Annotated in this window: 15 protein-coding genes; 8 read left to right on the top strand and 7 right to left on the bottom strand. The window is 60.8% G+C overall.

Annotated elements, in window-relative coordinates; genetic code table 11:
* The first annotated feature begins 115 nt into the window (after window positions 1-115).
* Window positions 116-1,864: a methyl-accepting chemotaxis protein gene (locus HB376_RS03410; RefSeq protein WP_213762020.1), complete on the top strand. Its 1,749-nt coding sequence runs from the start codon at window positions 116-118 to the stop codon at window positions 1,862-1,864.
* A 116-nt stretch (window positions 1,865-1,980) separates the two neighbouring features.
* On the opposite strand, the gene HB376_RS03415 is transcribed toward HB376_RS03410, so the two are convergent.
* From HB376_RS03415 to HB376_RS03430, 4 genes are all read right to left on the bottom strand, one after another.
* Window positions 1,981-2,859 carry a VC0807 family protein gene (locus HB376_RS03415; protein ID WP_255631143.1) on the bottom strand — a complete coding sequence of 293 codons (879 nt, stop codon included), beginning with the start codon at window positions 2,857-2,859 and terminating at the stop codon, window positions 1,981-1,983.
* A complete protein-coding gene (locus HB376_RS03420; protein WP_213762021.1) occupies window positions 2,834-3,430 on the bottom strand; it encodes an alpha-ketoglutarate-dependent dioxygenase AlkB in 597 nt (198 codons plus the stop codon). The genes HB376_RS03415 and HB376_RS03420 overlap by 26 nt, the downstream gene beginning before the upstream one ends.
* A 37-nt stretch (window positions 3,431-3,467) precedes the next feature.
* On the bottom strand, window positions 3,468-4,625 hold the full coding sequence (dinB, locus tag HB376_RS03425) for a DNA polymerase IV (protein ID WP_213762022.1): 1,158 nt from the start codon (window positions 4,623-4,625) through the stop codon (window positions 3,468-3,470).
* Between the two features lie 726 nt (window positions 4,626-5,351).
* Window positions 5,352-5,519, bottom strand: a complete 168-nt coding sequence (locus HB376_RS03430; protein ID WP_213762023.1) for a hypothetical protein — start codon at window positions 5,517-5,519, stop codon at window positions 5,352-5,354.
* Here HB376_RS03430 and HB376_RS03435 point away from each other — a divergent pair.
* Both HB376_RS03435 and HB376_RS03440 read left to right on the top strand, forming a co-directional pair.
* Window positions 5,518-6,033 carry a hypothetical protein gene (locus HB376_RS03435; RefSeq protein WP_213762024.1) on the top strand — a complete coding sequence of 172 codons (516 nt, stop codon included), beginning with the start codon at window positions 5,518-5,520 and terminating at the stop codon, window positions 6,031-6,033. The two genes, HB376_RS03430 and HB376_RS03435, sit on opposite strands and share 2 nt — an antisense overlap.
* 264 nt (window positions 6,034-6,297) lie before the next feature.
* Window positions 6,298-6,780, top strand: a complete 483-nt coding sequence (locus HB376_RS03440) for a cupin domain-containing protein (protein WP_213762025.1) — start codon at window positions 6,298-6,300, stop codon at window positions 6,778-6,780.
* A gap of 387 nt (window positions 6,781-7,167) precedes the next feature.
* Here the strand turns inward: HB376_RS03440 and HB376_RS03445 are convergent, their stop codons facing one another.
* Window positions 7,168-8,049 (bottom strand): LysR substrate-binding domain-containing protein, encoded by an 882-nt coding sequence (locus HB376_RS03445; protein ID WP_213762026.1) that lies wholly within the window; start codon window positions 8,047-8,049, stop codon window positions 7,168-7,170.
* A 100-nt stretch (window positions 8,050-8,149) separates the two neighbouring features.
* On the opposite strand from HB376_RS03445, the gene HB376_RS03450 reads away from it, so the two are divergent.
* On the top strand, window positions 8,150-9,157 hold the full coding sequence (locus HB376_RS03450; protein WP_213762027.1) for a nitrilase-related carbon-nitrogen hydrolase: 1,008 nt from the start codon (window positions 8,150-8,152) through the stop codon (window positions 9,155-9,157).
* 12 nt (window positions 9,158-9,169) lie between these two features.
* Here the strand turns inward: HB376_RS03450 and HB376_RS03455 are convergent, their stop codons facing one another.
* The gene (locus tag HB376_RS03455; RefSeq protein ID WP_213762028.1) at window positions 9,170-10,051 is read right to left on the bottom strand and encodes an aldo/keto reductase family oxidoreductase; all 882 of its coding nucleotides are present in this window, start codon (window positions 10,049-10,051) and stop codon (window positions 9,170-9,172) included.
* A gap of 101 nt (window positions 10,052-10,152) precedes the next feature.
* Between HB376_RS03455 and HB376_RS03460 the strand changes: the two genes are divergently transcribed.
* Window positions 10,153-11,070, top strand: coding sequence for a LysR family transcriptional regulator (locus HB376_RS03460; protein ID WP_213762029.1), 918 nt, complete (start codon window positions 10,153-10,155; stop codon window positions 11,068-11,070).
* 9 nt (window positions 11,071-11,079) lie between these two features.
* Here HB376_RS03460 and HB376_RS03465 read toward each other — a convergent pair whose 3' ends face one another.
* Window positions 11,080-11,997: a LysR substrate-binding domain-containing protein gene (locus HB376_RS03465; protein WP_213762030.1), complete on the bottom strand. Its 918-nt coding sequence runs from the start codon at window positions 11,995-11,997 to the stop codon at window positions 11,080-11,082.
* Between the two features lie 185 nt (window positions 11,998-12,182).
* On the opposite strand from HB376_RS03465, the gene HB376_RS03470 reads away from it, so the two are divergent.
* The 3 genes from HB376_RS03470 (at window position 12,183) to HB376_RS03480 (ending at window position 16,277) form a co-directional block, all read left to right on the top strand.
* A complete protein-coding gene (locus HB376_RS03470; protein WP_213762031.1) occupies window positions 12,183-13,202 on the top strand; it encodes a DUF1338 domain-containing protein in 1,020 nt (339 codons plus the stop codon).
* 47 nt (window positions 13,203-13,249) lie between these two features.
* Entirely contained in the window at window positions 13,250-14,452 is a 1,203-nt protein-coding gene (locus tag HB376_RS03475; protein ID WP_255631162.1) for a PLP-dependent aminotransferase family protein, read from the top strand.
* Between the two features lie 310 nt (window positions 14,453-14,762).
* Window positions 14,763-16,277, top strand: a complete 1,515-nt coding sequence (locus tag HB376_RS03480; RefSeq protein WP_213762032.1) for an aldehyde dehydrogenase family protein — start codon at window positions 14,763-14,765, stop codon at window positions 16,275-16,277.
* Window positions 16,278-16,463: the final 186 nt, after the last annotated feature.

Here is a 16,463-nt window from a genome sequence, read left to right on the forward strand (position 1 = left end):
GTTTGCCGTTAAAGGGTATGGGCCGGATGACACAGTCGGCCTCGGTGGCGTTCGCAGGCATCAACGCACGCCACCGCTTGGTATCGATGTGAGATATAAAAAAAGTGAGACAAACATGTTTTCGACGATTAAAGGCCGCCTGGGCATTGCCATGGCGCTTCTGGGTCTGTTGCTGATCGTGATCGGAGGACTGGGGCTTTGGGGAATGAGCCGCGGTAACGACACGACTCGTGGCCTCTTCATGAACCAGATGCCTAGCGCTGTCGCGGCCGGCAACGCGGAAATGTTTACCGCCCGCGAGCGGCTCAGCTTCGATCGTGCGGCCTTGCTCGTTGGCAAGCCCGGCGCGGAAACGGCCATTGGACGTGGGGCGTTGATGCGCACACGGGCCGACAAGGAGTGGGCGACCTACGCCGCGCTGCCCCAGGGTCCGGGCGAACACAAACTGGCCGAGGACTTCGAAGCCAAGCGCCTTGAACTCCAGAAGCTGGTGGACGACGGTTACGCCAACATCAGGGCGAACGACGCAGACAAGATTATCGCTTCCGCGGAAGCCATGCAGGTTGCGTTCAACCAGTTGGCCGGGTTTGGCGAAGCGCTTCGCAAGTATCAATTCGACTCTGCCAGGACCGACTACGACAACTCGCAGGAAGCATTCGGCGACTTCCGTCTCGTCAGCATCGCTTCCATTCTGGCCGGCCTTGCGGCGGCTATTTTCTCGTGGGTGTCGCTGCGTCGTTCGATCGGGCGTCCACTCGACGAAGCGCTTGCGCAATTCGATGCAATCGCCGCAGGGGACCTGCGCCGCGAGTTGATCGTCACTTCGCGCGACGAGATGGGGCAACTGTTATCAGGTCTCGCGAAGATGCAGGCCAGCCTCGTCAACACGGTGCGTACGGTGCGCTCGGGCAGTGAATCCATTGCATCGGCGACCAAGCAGATTGCGGCGGGCAATATCGATTTGTCATCGCGTACGGAAGAGCAGGCGTCGGCGTTGCAGGAAACGGCATCGAGCATGGACGAGTTGACCGGCACCGTGAAGCAGAATGCGGAAAACGCGCGTCAGGCGAGCTCGTTGGCCGCCAACGCGTCGGACATTGCGAACAAGGGCAGCACGGTTGTGGCGCAAGTGGTTGTCACCATGGGCGACATCAACCAGAGTTCGACGAAGATCGCCGACATCATCACGATCATCGAAGGCATTGCGTTCCAGACCAACATCCTTGCGTTGAACGCAGCGGTGGAAGCGGCGCGTGCCGGTGAACAGGGACGGGGTTTCGCGGTCGTGGCGGCAGAGGTTCGCAGCCTCGCGCAACGGTCATCGGCGGCAGCGAAGGAGATCAAGGAGCTGATCAACACGTCGGTCTCGCGCGTCCAGACGGGCACGACGCTGGTGGGCGATGCCGGCCGCACGATGTCGGACATCATCGGCGCGGTGCAGCGTGTGACGGACATCATGGGCGAGATCGCGGCGGCGTCCGAAGAGCAGAGCAGCGGCATTGAACAAGTGGCGCGCGCGGTCACGCAAATGGATGAAGTGACCCAGCAAAATGCGGCGCTGGTGGAGGAAGCCGCGGCCGCGGCGCAATCGCTGGAGGATCAGGCGGGCGCGTTGAAGGCGGCCGTGTCGGTGTTCCAGTTGAACGACAGCGGCCTGGATATCGGCAAGACGGCGCTCAGCGCGAAACCGGCGCGTGGTGCGGCGCATCGTGCGTTGGCAGTGCCGAAGAAACGCGCTGTTGCCGTGAGTTCGAACCCGGGGCCGGCTATTGTAGCGGCTACGCGTCTCAAGACTCCGGCGCTGATCAAGGAGAAGTCGAGGCCCGTTGCATTGGCCGGCGCTGCTGATTGGGAGGCGTTTTAAATAGCGGTGTGTCTTGGCTAGCGGTCAAAGGGAGGCGGTGAAAGTCAGCGCCTTCCTGCTGCATTTGCGACTACATTCGTCAAGTACTCGAACGCCTGCCGAACGTATTGCCAGTCTCACTTCGCGGGCAAGGGCGCCGAGTTCATTCGCTTGATGCGCCTTCTCTCAAGGAAGGTCCACAACGTCAATCCTCCGTATGTCGCGTACTGCAGAAAGGTAGAAACGCTGGCAATCCACGCTGCGTCTTCCCATTCGATATTAAGCAACAGCCGCACGGCATTCTCGATCGTCAGACCCAGTCCCCACACAAGTGTCATCTTTCGAATGACCGCTACGAGGCCCGGATTGTCTTGCCACCATTGCTCGAACTGAGCGGTTCCTCCGTCCTGCTCGCGGGCGATGGTGGACCGCCCGAGATAAAACACGAGCGGACGTGGAAAAGCGAGTGAAATCAAGAACACGACGCCGATCAAACCGGAGATGACGGGCGCTTCAAAAAGGCGCGTACGCGGGTTGTCGATAAAATATGAAACCGCCATTGAGAATAACGTGCCGGCCAGTACGATTGCGCTTAGTGCATCAAAGTGGCGGAAGCGTAAAAGGTCCCAGGTCATCCAGGCTATCAGCGGCAGCGTGGAGGCGGCCAGTGCTCCAAGGTGGCCCCACTGCGGATACGCAAGGTGATAGGCGAGCCACGGGAACAGCACGTTGATGCAGATCGCGGTTAAATAGCGGGCCCGGTTGTTCATACGAATCGCCTGAGTGCTGAAAGTCAGAGCTACCGAATTGCCGAATTGCCGGCGCGGGATAAACCAAAATACCACGGCGCGTTTCAGGTGTCTCAGGCGTTTCATGGTTCGGATAGCACGCGCCGCAAACACGACGGCGGTTATCGATGAAACGATAAGAACGCCTGCAAATCCTCGGCGCACCCTCTTAGAGGTTAAAACAAGGAGTACTGCTGAGGTCCTAGCGCTGCTTGAGCTTTGCAGCATCAAAGCATCGAAACGCGAGGCTGATGCGTGGCCCGTCAACACCGCTCATCTTCGGTATGCCGTGGTTGTGCGTAAATTGCGATGCATAACTCATCACGATCACACTGCCCGCATGCAGGTCCACATTGAGCGTGCGGCCCTTGCCCGACTTTGCGCGGATGGTCATGCGACGGGTCGCGCCCAGTGAAAGGATTGCTATTGGCGCTTTCTGCACTAACCCTTGCGTCTTGTCGTTATGGGGCGCAACGCTGTCGTTGCCATCGCGATACAGATTCAAGCCGACGCTGTTGAACTGCGCGCCGGCAATCGCGCGCACTTGTACCGCAGCTTCCATCAGAGGCTCCGGCAAATCCGCTGCGTCCAGCGAGAAATGCGCCATCAGCCTGGGCACATCGACCTCGCGTTCGTACATCAGGCGGCGCTGATTGCCCCAAGTCACTTGACCAAGCGTCTGCTCGAACCACGCGTGCGCAGTGGCTTGCGGGACCACGTCGGGCAGGTAACGAATCCCGCTTTCGGCGTCTTCTACAAGGTCGAGCGGCACGGCATTGAACAGATCGCTTTGAAACACGACGATTCCTTTCCTGGCTTTTCCTGGATTTTGCTAATTAATCCGCCGCGAACGGCAATTCACCCTGAACCGCTTGCGGCTCAGCAACATACGATCCCACCGGCAGCAACGCCGTTACCCGTACCCCGAGCAAACGCAGCCGCCGATCCAGCGGTACGCGTTTCAGGCACTCTGTTGCGGCGCGACGGATCTCCGTTGCATCGGCTGTTGGAAACGGCACGGTCAGGTCACGCGTGACCGTGCTGAAGTCGTTGTAACGCAGCTTGATGCCGACCGTGCGGCCCTCGTATCCCTTGCGCCGCAGGTCGTCGGCCACGCGCGTACACAGGTCGGTAAACGCCGCCGAGAGTTCCGCGCGATCGTGGCGCACATGCAGGTCGCGCTCGAAGGTGGTTTCGCGGCTCATCGATTTCGGCTCGGAGCTGACCACAACGGGCCGGTCGTCGAACCCCTGCGCCACTTCCAGGAGCCATGCCGAGTAAGTCCGGCCAAAGCGGGCCTGCAGTATCTCGGGGTCCGCGCGCGCCAGATCACCGACGGTCTCAATGCCGATAGCCGCCAGTTTTTCATTCGCCTTCGGCCCGATGCCGTTCACCTTGCGTACGGGCAGCGGCCAGATTCGCAAGGGGATGTCGGCGGGGGTGAGGATGGTCAGGCCGTCGGGTTTATCCAGTTCCGAGCCGATCTTCGCCAGCAGCTTGTTCGGCGCGACGCTGATCGAACACGACAGGGCGGTTGCATCGCGCACGGCCTGCTTGATGCGTGCGGCGGTCTCGGCGGGGTCGCCCGGCAGGTCAGTCAGGTCGATGTAGATTTCATCGATACCGCGGTTCTCGATCTGCGTGGTGAACGTGGCCACGGCCTCCTTGAAGAGGCGAGAGTAGTGCCGGTATGAATCGAAGTCGGTGGGCAGCAGGATGGCGTCGGGTGCGAGCTGCGCGGCTTTCATCATGCCCATGGCGGAAAACACACCGAGCGCGCGTGCTTCATAGGTCGAGGTGGTGACAACGCCACGGCCCGCGTAATCGCGCAGCCGTTTAAAGCTCCGGGTGCCATCAGCCAGTGTTTCGGGCGTGGCGTTCCTGCCGCCGCCGATCACCACTGGCTGGCCGCGCAGTTCCGGATAACGCAGCAGTTCCACGGACGCATAAAAGGCGTCCATGTCCAGATGCGCGATATGCCGCGTGGCTGTCACCGCGGCGCTCCAGCACGCGAGAGGCTCAGCGCGATTGATGCGTAAGAACTGGATGTGCCGACATTGCCATTGGGAACGGACATGACCTGAATAACTGTATGGATGTACAGTATTTTACATCAAAAGTGCTGGGCGCAATACCGTGGGGGATAGGAATTGGTTGGATGGGGGCATTAAAAATCAAAGGCTTGCCAACAAATTTGGTCACGCGCCAGATGACGCGGGACCGAATGAATTGGACTTGCTGAATGTGTGACGCGAATTTGCTGGATTTGCTGGAGTGTGAGAGGAGCCCGCATTGCGCTGGTTGCGAAAGGTTGCCGGCGGCCACAACCGGCCCTTCGACACATAGGTGACGATCCACGGGTTCACCGTGGTGCCTGGTCTCGAAAAATGGGGGGAGAATGGACTATAGAAATCATCGCTCGATGTGCGACTTCACTGCCTGCTGACGGACAGATTCGTGACGGGCTCATCTGTGGCGTACGTGCGGAAAGACTCGATAGAGGTGGCCGTCGCGAGCCGCCTCGGGGACTTTGTAATGACAGTCCGTTTAAGCTCAAGCAATGAGCATTTTCCACTCGTCACTGCCGGACGTATTCAGTCTGTACGTCTGAGTCGCTGACGATGATCGCGACGCTCAACCAGCTCCCGGTCCGTGGTTTTGCTGGCAGGAGATACCTCCATGCTTTCCAGAAAATACCGTCAGAGACCAGAATGTGCCGCTTATGCGCTGGTCGAAAGCAGGCCCGTTGTCTGACCGCTGGCCAACATCAACTGGGCTAGGGCACCTTGCGCGCTCTGCAACTGAGTCGCGATCTGGCTGACCTCGCTGGTATTCGAACTTTGCGCCGCCGCGCTCAACGCGCTTTGCGCACTTTGCAACTGGGCCATGATCTCGTTGATCTGGCTACTGTTAGCGCCACCGGCCGCGCTGCCGGTGCTAGACGATACCTGCGCGAGCTGGCCTTCGAGGGACGCGACCAGTGCATTCATCTCGTCGAGTTCGGTCGTCGAGGAACTGCTGGAAGAGGCTGATGCACCACCGCCACCGCCACCACCACCGCCTGCGGGGCGCGAACCCGAAGTGGAGGTGGAGGGTGTCGAGCCGGACGAAGCTCCGCCCGTCGCTCCGCTCGACGACGTACCGCCGGTCGCCCCTCCAGTCGAGGAGGGCGTGCCGGTGGACGCTCCACTCGTCGCGGACGACGCGCCGGTGCTGCCGGCCTTCGAAACGGACGACCCGCTGGCACCCAAGGCGGTCTCGGTTGCCGTAGCAGCGGTTGCTGACTGGATCTGCATGGAAGGTCTCGGTTGGCTCGAAACGGTAGATTTCGGTTTGGGGCTCGCAGCCAATCGCCAGGAAGTGCCCCATTACCGCCCTATCTTCTCAATAACGGCAGGCTGAATGGTTTCTTGAGCCGATTTTTCAATGTTTCGGTATCGAGATCCGGCGCGGGACAGCTGCTAATGCCGCGATGCCGAGCCGCCCTGGACGGCCTTGCTTGCGAACGCATGGTCGGATTCCACCCACGAAGCAGCCGTTCAATTCGCGGTTATGAACGTTGCTTGTTCCGCCGAAGTGGCCATGCGCGGAGATTGACCACGAGTCACGGCTGACGTCCGCTCCTAAACCGCTATTATCGGTATTCGCCCTAAAGGAGAATAGCCGATGAGCCGACCGGATTTCATCAAACACTGGACTGAACTAGAAGAATCGAATGTGCATTCGTATCGCGGCGATACCGAGCCAATGGCGCTAGACGCGCCGCTTTCCGCAGCACTCGGCATCACACGTATAGGCATTCATCATGTGAGGCTTCTGCCCGGCCGGCGGACGTCATATCCGCACGCCGAAAGTACCGAGCAAGAGTTTGTGTACGTGATCGAGGGCAGGCCCGATGTCTGGATCGACGGAGTGCTGCATCCCATTGGTGAAGGCGATTCCGTCGCGTTTCCGGCAGGCACCGGAATCTGCCATACCTTCATTAACAATACGAAGGACGAAGTCAGGCTGATGGTGATCGGCGAACGTCCGCGCGACGACAACCGTATTCGTTACCCGCTCAACGAAGCGCACGAACTTACCCGCCCTGACCGCTGGGTGGACTGGCCCGCTAGACCGCTTGGGGAGCATAACGGGATGCCGGACTGAGTAAGTGGATGATAAGTGGATGACCGCAATGGCCGATGACAGCGCGCAAACTTCGCCCGACGAACGTCCGCTTCGATCTGCGAAGAGCCATTGATGCTTCGACATATCGGAATTCCACTTGGGGTCGTTAAGCGCCTCTCGCGCGCTCTCTCTCTGAACTAAGCCTCATCGGCAAGTTGCCTGGAGCCGACTGCGGCACGCGGTGGTCCTTCGAATTCCGTGCTGGTCCAACGAACTCCGTTTCCCGACAATACCGTAATCGCTTGCGGTGCCGCGTGGCGGTCCGGAGCCTTAGATCAAGGCACGCTCCGCAGGAAAGTAACGCAGTTCACACGACGCCTTGAGAGGCACTTAACGCTCCGGCATTCACCTCAATCAACCGATGCTTCACGAAGCCGCCGGTATCTTCGCCGCGCGCACGAATTCGACGAAACGCGTAACCACCGCGTTATCGCGGCTCGCCTGCCACGCCAGCCCGACTTGCCAACGGGCGGCCGCGTCACGCAAGGCCAACACCCTGGCATCCCGCAAAAGATACTTCGCCCTGGACGGCAAAAATGCAGCGCCGACGCCAGCGGCGACAGCGGCAAGAACAGACTGAATATCGTCAGTCTGCTGAATCACGCGGGGCACGAAATCGTGCTCATTACACCAATGATCTATTTGTGCTGCCAGCCCGGGGCCACGGCTGCGCGCGAGCGCGATCAAGCCAAGTTCGTTGAGATCATTTAGATCAGACGGAAGGCGCTTCCATTTTGCGTGCCGAGGCACGGCCAGCGCCAACGCCTCGGTGAGCAACGGCACACACGATAACCCGCTATCGGCCGGCATGCGGAGGAAGCCCACATCAAGCTTCCCTGCGAGAAGCTGGCGGGTTTGCTCGGCTGAAGAAAGATCATTGAGCGACACGCCGACGTTCGGATTCAGTCTTCGAAATTCCGCGATCAGTTGCGGCGCCAGGGTCAAGGTCGTGAGCCCAAGCCCTACGCGCAAATATCCACGCTTTCCACTGCTCGCTTCGCGGGCGCGTGCGACGAGTTCGTCCGCATCGCGTACCAGCGTTTGCGCGCCAGCAAGGAACTCGGCGCCGAATGCAGTCAGTTCGGCGCCATGCCTGCCGCGTTCAAAAAGCCGCGCACCCAAGGAGTCTTCCAAAGCAGCCACCTGTTTGCTAAGGGCGGGTTGAGTGACATTGAGCGCTTCGGCGGCGCGGCCGAAATGGTGGAGTTCCGTCACGGTCAGGAAGGCGCGTAGAAGTTTGAGTTCCATTCCATAAAATAATTGAATGTGTCGAATGATTCATTTTACTTATTGAATGCCGGGCGGTCCAATGGACTCTTCATGAGCTCTTCAGTCAGGCGGAAAACAAATGTCTCTATCCTCGCCCCCTCCATTCAAGGTTGCGACGGTCCCGCTGATCTCCTTGCGCGGAAATGCATCGCACAACGTTGCGAACGTTTCAGCATGGCTCGCCGATGCCGCGCTTCAAGGAATCTCGCTGGTTGTTTTTCCTGAGGCCAGCCTGGCCGGATACGGCGATACCCTGAACCTTCGTCGCCGCGAGCTTCTAACGCTCGCCGAGCCGCTCGATGGTCGCTCGATCGATGAAGTCGCCAATGCAGTGGAGCGCACCGGCGTGGCGGCGGGTGTGGGATTCATCGAGCGTGCGCCGGATGGGAGATTGTTCAACAGCTTTGTGATTTGTATGCCGGGAGGCGTGCGTTGTTGTCATCGAAAACTGCACGTGGTTGAACACCCCGGTATAGAACGGGGCGAGCAGTACACCGTCCTCGATACGACGTGGGGCGTCCGTATCGGCATTCTGATTGGCGCGGATAATTATCTGATCGAGAACGTTCGCATGACGGCGCTGATGGGCGCGACGTTACTCGTTGCGCCGCATCGGACATATGGTTCTGACGGACATGGAGAGGCCGCGTTACAGCGGCTTTCTTCAGCGCAGCGAACTCGACCGCACCTCGTGCATGGCGCGGTCGCCGCAGAAAATGCAGATGCAGCGAACTGGTTGCGGCGGTCGTTGATCGCGCGAGCATCCGATAATGGAATGTTCGTTATCTTTAGCAATGGGTCGGAGAAAGGCAGCAATCAAGGCGGCATGATCATCGACCCTTTGGGGCGAGTGCTGGCCGAACACGGATCGTCATCCAGCCCGATGATTTCCGCAGAAGTGAACCCCGACCTGATAGCGGGGAGCGTCGGCCAGCAATGTTTGACGGCCCGTCGCTCTGACAGTGACGGGCCGCTCGTCCGTTCGATGCTGCCACGCGATAACGTGTTTGCGCAGCGCAGCGGAACCACATCAAGAGGTGCAATTGCGCTGAGCTTCGCTCAGGTCAGCCGCATCCGCCAGACCTAGCGTTTCACGCGTTTAGTGTTCCCCATTGGCTCGGCCGATCGCGTCAAGTTCAGCGAGCACCGCGTCCGATAAGCTCAACTGCGCCGCCTGCAAGTTTTCCCGCAGATGCGCGAGCGACGACGTGCCCGGAATCAGCAGAATGTTGGGCGCGCGATGCAGGAGCCAGGCGAGCGCCACCTGCATGGGTGTTGCGCTTATCGTTTCGGCGACCGTGGACAGCACGGACGATTGGATCGGCGTGAACCCGCCAAGCGGGAAGAACGGCACGTACGCAATGCCCTTGCTCGCCAGTTCGTCGATCAGCGTGTCGTCTTCCCGCTGAACCAGGTTGTAATGGTTCTGAACGCAGACAATCTCCGCAATGCCTTGCGCCTCGGCGATCTGGGTCGCGGTCACATTGCTCAGTCCAATATGGCGCACAAGGCCCTCGCGCTGGAGTTCGGCAAGCGCTGTGACCTGCTTTTCGATCGACCCTTCGGCCGGAGAGTGGATGTTCCCCATGATCCGCACATTAACCACGTCGAGCACGTCCAAACCAAGATTGCGCAGATTGTCATGGGCGCCGCGCCGGAGGTCTTCCGGTTCCAGCGCCGGCAGCCACGAGCCGCCTTCACCGCGGACGGCGCCAAGCTTCGTGACGATCACGAGATCATCCCGGTACGGATGAAGTGCTTCGCGAATGAGCTGGTTGGTGATGTGCGGCCCATAGAAGTCGCTCGTATCGATGTGATTGACGCCCGACGCCACCGCTTCGCGCAAAACGGCTATGGCCGCGTCATGATCCTTCGGCGGCCCGAACACGCCGGGTCCGGCCAGTTGCATCGCGCCATAGCCCAGACGATGCACCGGACGTCGGCCAAGCTCAAAAGTGCTAACGGGCGTGAAATTCGGCATGACGTGCTCCTTGATGAATGTGGAGCCAGTATGGAGGCGATTGCGCTGTTCGATAATCCGGTCTAAATTGCACGGGTTGTTTAAAAATGTGAACAGTGACCATGGAATTGAATGATCTTGCCGCGTTCGTTTCAGTCGCTCGCGCCGGCGGTTTTCGCGATGCAGCCCGGATCAGCGGCGTCTCCGCCTCGAGCCTGAGCATTGCCGTGCGCCGGCTTGAAGCGAAGCTCGGCCTGCGTTTGCTCAACCGGACCACTCGCAGCGTGGCTCCGACCGAACCGGGGTTGCGCCTTATCGAAAAGCTGGCGCCGTTGTTCAGCGAGATGGAAGCCGCGCTGGATGTCCTGAACGGGTTCAGGGACAAGCCAAGCGGTACGCTGAAACTCAACGTGCCGTCGAGCACCGCGCGGATCGTGTTGCCAACCGTCCTCGCGTCGTTCCTGAAGGCTTATCCCGACATCCGCGTGGAAGTCGTGGTCGAGGATGGTTTCGTCGATGTGCTGTCGATCGGCTGCGACGCGGGCATTCGTTACGACGAGCGGCTTGAGCAGGACATGATCGCCATTCCGATCGGACCACGCGTGCAGCGCTTCGCGACCGCTGCGGCACCGGAATATCTCGATACGCACGGCAGACCCGAGCACCCCCGCGAGTTGCTTTCGCATGCGTGCCTGCGCGGCCAATTTGCCGGCGGTGCGAAGCCTACGTGGGATTTCGAGCGGGACGGGGAGGTGGTGCGGCTGGACCCTACGGGGCCGCTCCTGGTCAGGCCCGGCGCCGCAATGGATCTTGCAATCAGTATGGCCGTGGCAGGCGTGGGCGTGATTCACCTGTTCGAGGGAATGCTGCGCCCGTACCTCGATAGCGGCGCGTTGGAGCCGATTCTTGAACCGTGGTGGCCGAGCTTTTCCGGGCCATTTCTCTACTATCCGGGGCGTCGTCACTTGCCTGCGCCGTTGCGGGTTTTTATCGATTTCGTGAAGGCGGGTAATTCGTCATTGGATCCGCTGGCCTTTTGATCTACTGATCTACGCCTCTTCTTGCGTTTGCGGCACGATCGAGCTCAACCAGTCCGAGAGCGCGACAAACGGCTCGTCGTGGGCGATTTCATCGGGTGCGACGAGGTAATAACCTGACTTGCCGGACATCGGTTTATTCAGCGGCACGACCAGCCGGCCGGACGACAATTCATCCGCGAGCAAGATCTCCGGCAGCAACGCGACGCCCAAGCCCGCCTGAGCGGCACTGGTGAGCATCGTGAACAATTCATAGCGCGCGCCGCGTACCGCTCGCACATCGTGCTCAAGCCCGTTCAGACGAAACCAGGTGCGCCAGGCGTCAGGCCGTGTCGATAAATGCAGCAGCGGCAAATCAGCAAGCTGCTCGAGCGATATCGGTTCACCGGGCGCATTCCCGGCGAGCAAGGACGGGCTGCACACCGGCACGACCTTGCCCTCTCGAAACAGCAGCTTTCCTTGCGTTCCAGGCCAGACCGAATCGCCGAAATACAGCGCGGCGTCGAACGGCGAATCGCTGAACAGGAAAGGCTCGGTGCGTATCGACAGATTCACGGTGATATCCGGCCGCAGCGCGCGGAATTGCGGCAGGCGCGGGATCAGCCATTGGCTCGCGAGCGTTGGAACAACCGCTATCTCCAGAATCCGCCCGACACCGCGCTGCGCCATCAATTCGAGCGTGTCACGCTCAATCCGGTCGAGATTCTTGCGCACGAGCGCCGCGTAATCACGGCCATGCGTGGTCAGCACAATGCGCTTCTTGATGCGCAGGAACAAAGCCACGCCCAGCCGGCTTTCCAGTCCCGCCACCTGACGGCATACCGCGCTTTGCGTGAGCGAAAGCTCATTGGCGGCTCGGGTGAAGCTCTCGTGGCGCGCCGCGGCCTCGAAGATCTGCAACGCGACCAGATTGGGAATACCTTTTCTCATGTTTTACCGGTACTGTTTGACGAGTCGTGTGTCGAGGGGATTGGGTGACTTGGTTCTGTTTTAGAATGAACTCATGAGTTTATATCAATTGCGCGGCTTTTTGCCGCCCTCCAGAATCGACTTCCAGTGAATCGCCGAACCGGGCCCTGGGCTCGCGCCACGCTAGATCAGCCGGAACTGGACAAATGAACTCAAATCTCGCCGCATTGCTCGCTGTTGCCCTTCCGGAATCGGATGTAACCGGGTTAGTGCGATTGATGAACTTGCCATCCGTGCTTGCCAATACCTCGCCGGGCACGGTCAGCCGTGCGGAACTGGCCCAGGCGATGAACATGGCGTTGTTCGCCGGCCTGCTCGAGCGCGTGCCAACGGGCCGCGCTTACACCGACGACCTCCAGCACACGCAAACCCGCGTTCAGTTCGACCACGGCGCGCTGCGCACCGTGCGCTGGGCTGAATCCGGCGCGTTGCCGCCGGGTGAAGCCGCGTTCACGCGCATCCTGAAGCCGCTGGGTTTTGTGCTGAACGGTACGTACCCGCTCGATCGCATCAAGATGACGGGGCGCTCGTACATGCACGCCGATGCCCCCGATGAAATCGCGCAGTATTTCGTGAGCGAACTGCATCCCGAGCGTTTCAGTCCCGAGTTCCAGCAAGCCGTAACGAACGTGATTGGCGAGAGTGTCGATTCGCTGACGCCGCAAGCGGTTGCGTCGCTGGCAGAGCTGGAGCGCGATCACTCGCTGCCGCTCACTATTGCCCTCGACTTGCTGCCCGTGCTCGTGCGCTGTTTCGAGCGTCAGCACCCCGTGCCGCGCCTGACGGACTATGAAACGCTGCGTGCCGAATCGGCAGAAATGGCGTGGATCGCGACCGAAGGCAATGCGTTCAATCACGCGACCGATCGAGTGGATGACGTTTTCGCCGTCGCCGATGCCCAGCGCGCGCTCGGTCGTCCGATCAAGGACAGTGTTGAAATTTCGAAGTCGGGCCGGGTGCGCCAGACCGCGTTTCGCGCCGACCCCGTGCGCCGGGTTTTCATCGGTGCCGATGGTGCGAGGATCGAACGCGATGTGCCGGGTTCGTTCTACGAATTCATCAGCCGCGATGCAGTCATGGACGAGACCACCGGGCGAGCCAAGCTCGATCTCGGTTTCGATGCCGGCAACGCCACGGGCATCTTCAAGATGACGGCGGCCGCGTGAACTCCGCCGCCGAGTCCGCCAACCCCGCTGCCAACCCCGCCGCCGATCTGTACGATTTCACGGAACCGTTCAAGGCGCCGCAAGGCTCGGCGATCCGCGAGCTTTTCAAGTATCTCGGCCGGCCCGGGATGATTTCGTTCGCGGGCGGGTATCCGTCGAAGGATCTCTTCGACCGGGCGGGTATCGGCCAGGCGCTGGAAGATGCCTATTCGTCCGACCCGATTGCGTGCCTGCAATACGGCGACACAGCCGGCTCGCCCGCTCTGCGCCGCGCGATCTTGAGTTTGATGAACGATCGCGGCGTGACGCGCGATGTGGACGACGTGATCGTGACCACGGGCTCGCAGCAAGGTCTCGACCTGCTGATCAAGATCCTGGTCGCACCCGGCGACGCTGTGCTGATCGAGGAGCCGGCATATCCGGCCGCGATCCAGGCGTTGCGGCTCGCGGGCGCGCGTCTGATTCCGGTGCGCACTGACGCGCAGGGTATCGATGTCGACGCGCTCACCGTTCAACTCGAAGCGCTCGATCCATCCACGCGGCCGAAGCTGCTCTACACGGTGCCGACCTTCGCGAACCCGACCGGCGCAACCTTGCCGGCGGCGCGTCGTGAAGCGCTTGCGCGACTCGCGATGCGGTTTCGTTTCGTGCTGGTCGAGGACGATCCTTATGGCGAGCTGCGTTTCTCCGGCGAGCCGGTTAAACCGATAACCACATTCGCCGATGCCATCCCGGGCGCGAGCGACTGGGTCGTGTATTTCGGCAGCCTCTCGAAGATCGTGGCGCCGGGCTTGCGCATCGGCTGGTCGATTGCGCCGCCTGCCATCACTCGACGCATGCTTGTGGCAAAACAGACGAGCGATCTCTGCACTTCGCCGCTCGCGCAGGAAACGGCGCGTCACTATCTGGAGCGTGGGCGTCTGGCCGAACATGTGCAGACCATTGCGCAGGCTTATCGCAAGCGTTGCGAGGCGTTGGCGAGTGCGCTGCGCCAGTTTGTGCCCGATGAGATTGAATACGTGATGCCGGAAGGCGGCATGTTTATCTGGGCGCGATTGAAGGGCGGCCGTCAGTCGGCTGCGTTGCTCAAGCGCGCGATCGAGCAGAACGTGATGTATGTGCCAGGGCCGGCGTTTTACGCGCGTGATCCGGACGAATCGAGCATGCGGTTTTCGTTCGCGGCCGCGCCGGGAGAGGCTGAAGTATTCGAGGGCGTGAGGCGGCTCAAGCTCGCACTGGCGAGCCGGTAGGAGTGCGCAAACCAGGACCAGGTTGCCGTATGGCTCTCCCAAGGCTCGCCAGATACGGTGAAACGCGTTCTAATCGTATAACCTGAACGCAGATGGACGCTCGGCTGGTGTGTAGTTGGTTCCAGTTGGTTCCTCCAGCGCACCAAGTCGTGCCGATTAATCAATTGCAGCGGTTTTTTTAAGCCCTGAAACTCTGTTCCGACGAATGCATGCATTTACTCGCCGGAGCCGGTTCCAGAGCGGCGCTGACGGATCGTGGCCCCGAGCCGCGCCGCAGTGCCCGGCAGCCACCCGACATAGAGAGGAAGTGATGAAACTGAACGATATTCTTGGTGCACTCGGTGTAGACCTCGACCAGTGGAAGGGCGATGCCCTCACGGCGCGTTCGCCGCTCGACGGCGCGACGCTGGCTGGATTGGCCGTTGATACCCCCGCCGATGCCGCTCGCAAGATCGACGCTGCCCACGCCGCTTTCCTCAAATGGCGCACCGTGCCCGCGCCCCAACGCGGCGAACTCGTGCGTGTTTTCGGTAATGTGCTGCGCGAACACAAAGCCGCGCTCGGCAGCCTCGTCACGCTGGAAGCCGGCAAGGTCACGTCCGAAGGCCTGGGCGAAGTGCAGGAAATGATCGACATCTGCGACTTCGCCGTTGGCCTGTCGCGCCAGCTCTACGGCCTGACGATCGCCTCGGAGCGTCCGGGTCATCGAATGATGGAAACATGGCATCCGCTGGGTGTGGTGGGTGTGATCTCCGCGTTCAACTTCCCGGTCGCGGTGTGGTCGTGGAATGCGGCGCTGGCGTTTGTCTGCGGTGACGCAGTAGTCTGGAAGCCATCGGAGAAAACGCCGTTGACGGCTATCGCCTGTCACGCGCTGTTCGAAAAGGCGCTGCGCGAATTCGACAAGACCCATCCGGGTCTCGCGCCCGAAGGCCTGAGCCAGTTGCTGCTGGGCGCACGCGATGTCGGCCAGGTGCTGACCGAGTCGCCGAAGGTGCCGCTGGTCAGCGCGACCGGCAGCGTGCGCATGGGTATTGAAGTGGCGCAAGTGCTGGCAAAGCGGCTGGGGCGCAGCATCCTCGAACTGGGCGGCAACAACGCAATGATCGTGGCTCCCAGCGCCGACCTCGATCTGGTCGTGCGCGGCGTGACGTTCTCGGCAGTCGGGACGGCGGGACAGCGTTGCACGACGCTGCGTCGCCTGATCGTGCATACCAGCGTGGTCGACCAGTTGCTGCCGCGTCTGGAAAAAGCGTTTGGATCGGTGAAAGTGGGCAGTCCGATCGAGTCGGATACGCTTGTCGGTCCGCTGATCGACCGTGCTGCGTTCGACGGCATGCAGAAGGCATTAGGCGATGCCCGCGAGCAAGGCGGCAATGTCAAGGGCGGCGAACGCGTGGAAGTAGGCGGTCACGCCGATGCTTACTACGTGCGTCCGGCATTCGTACGCATGCCTGCACAAACGGCTGTGGTCGAACGCGAGACCTTCGCGCCGATCCTCTACGTGATGACCTACGACGACTTCGCTGAAGCGTTGCAACTGCAAAACGGCGTGCCGCAGGGTTTGTCGTCGGCGATCTTCACGAACGACATTCGCGAAGCCGAGCAATTCATGTCGGCGGCAGGCAGCGATTGCGGCATTGTGAACGTGAACATCGGCACGAGCGGCGCTGAGATTGGCGGCGCGTTCGGCGGTGAAAAAGAAACCGGCGGCGGCCGCGAATCGGGTTCCGATGCGTGGAAGGGTTATATGCGCCGCGCGACCAACACGATCAACTACAGCCGTGAATTGCCGCTTGCACAAGGCGTGAAGTTCGACGTTTGATCCGGACTTGAAGAAGCATCAAAAAGAGATTTAAACCAGGCGTCCCACCCCGACGCCGACTCCTTTCATCCGCTTGCGCACGCCAACCGCGGCGTGCCTGAGCGGACGTCAGGCTTCCGCGGTCATCCCCGGTTGTTTCGCTCGAATCCGTCCTATGGCGCGCCTCTGCATGGAGGCGCGTTCCGC

This window comes from Caballeronia sp. dw_19, from assembly GCF_018449515.1.
Lineage (GTDB): Bacteria > Pseudomonadota > Gammaproteobacteria > Burkholderiales > Burkholderiaceae > Caballeronia.

Excerpts from the sequence above, each read along its gene's own strand:
- HB376_RS03480 (WP_213762032.1), top strand. The coding sequence starts at position 14,763 with ATGAAACTGAACGATATTCTTGGTGCACTCGGTGTAGACCTCGACCAG.
- HB376_RS03470 (WP_213762031.1), top strand. The coding sequence starts at position 12,183 with ATGAACTCAAATCTCGCCGCATTGCTCGCTGTTGCCCTTCCGGAATCG.
- HB376_RS03415 (WP_255631143.1), bottom strand. The coding sequence starts at position 2,859 with ATGCTGCAAAGCTCAAGCAGCGCTAGGACCTCAGCAGTACTCCTTGTT.
- HB376_RS03460 (WP_213762029.1), top strand. The coding sequence starts at position 10,153 with ATGGAATTGAATGATCTTGCCGCGTTCGTTTCAGTCGCTCGCGCCGGC.
- HB376_RS03450 (WP_213762027.1), top strand. The coding sequence starts at position 8,150 with ATGTCTCTATCCTCGCCCCCTCCATTCAAGGTTGCGACGGTCCCGCTG.
- HB376_RS03455 (WP_213762028.1), bottom strand. The coding sequence starts at position 10,051 with ATGCCGAATTTCACGCCCGTTAGCACTTTTGAGCTTGGCCGACGTCCG.
- HB376_RS03430 (WP_213762023.1), bottom strand. The coding sequence starts at position 5,519 with ATGGCCCAGTTGCAAAGTGCGCAAAGCGCGTTGAGCGCGGCGGCGCAA.
- HB376_RS03445 (WP_213762026.1), bottom strand. The coding sequence starts at position 8,049 with ATGGAACTCAAACTTCTACGCGCCTTCCTGACCGTGACGGAACTCCAC.
- HB376_RS03440 (WP_213762025.1), top strand. The coding sequence starts at position 6,298 with ATGAGCCGACCGGATTTCATCAAACACTGGACTGAACTAGAAGAATCG.
- HB376_RS03435 (WP_213762024.1), top strand. The coding sequence starts at position 5,518 with ATGATCTCGTTGATCTGGCTACTGTTAGCGCCACCGGCCGCGCTGCCG.
- HB376_RS03465 (WP_213762030.1), bottom strand. The coding sequence starts at position 11,997 with ATGAGAAAAGGTATTCCCAATCTGGTCGCGTTGCAGATCTTCGAGGCC.
- HB376_RS03410 (WP_213762020.1), top strand. The coding sequence starts at position 116 with ATGTTTTCGACGATTAAAGGCCGCCTGGGCATTGCCATGGCGCTTCTG.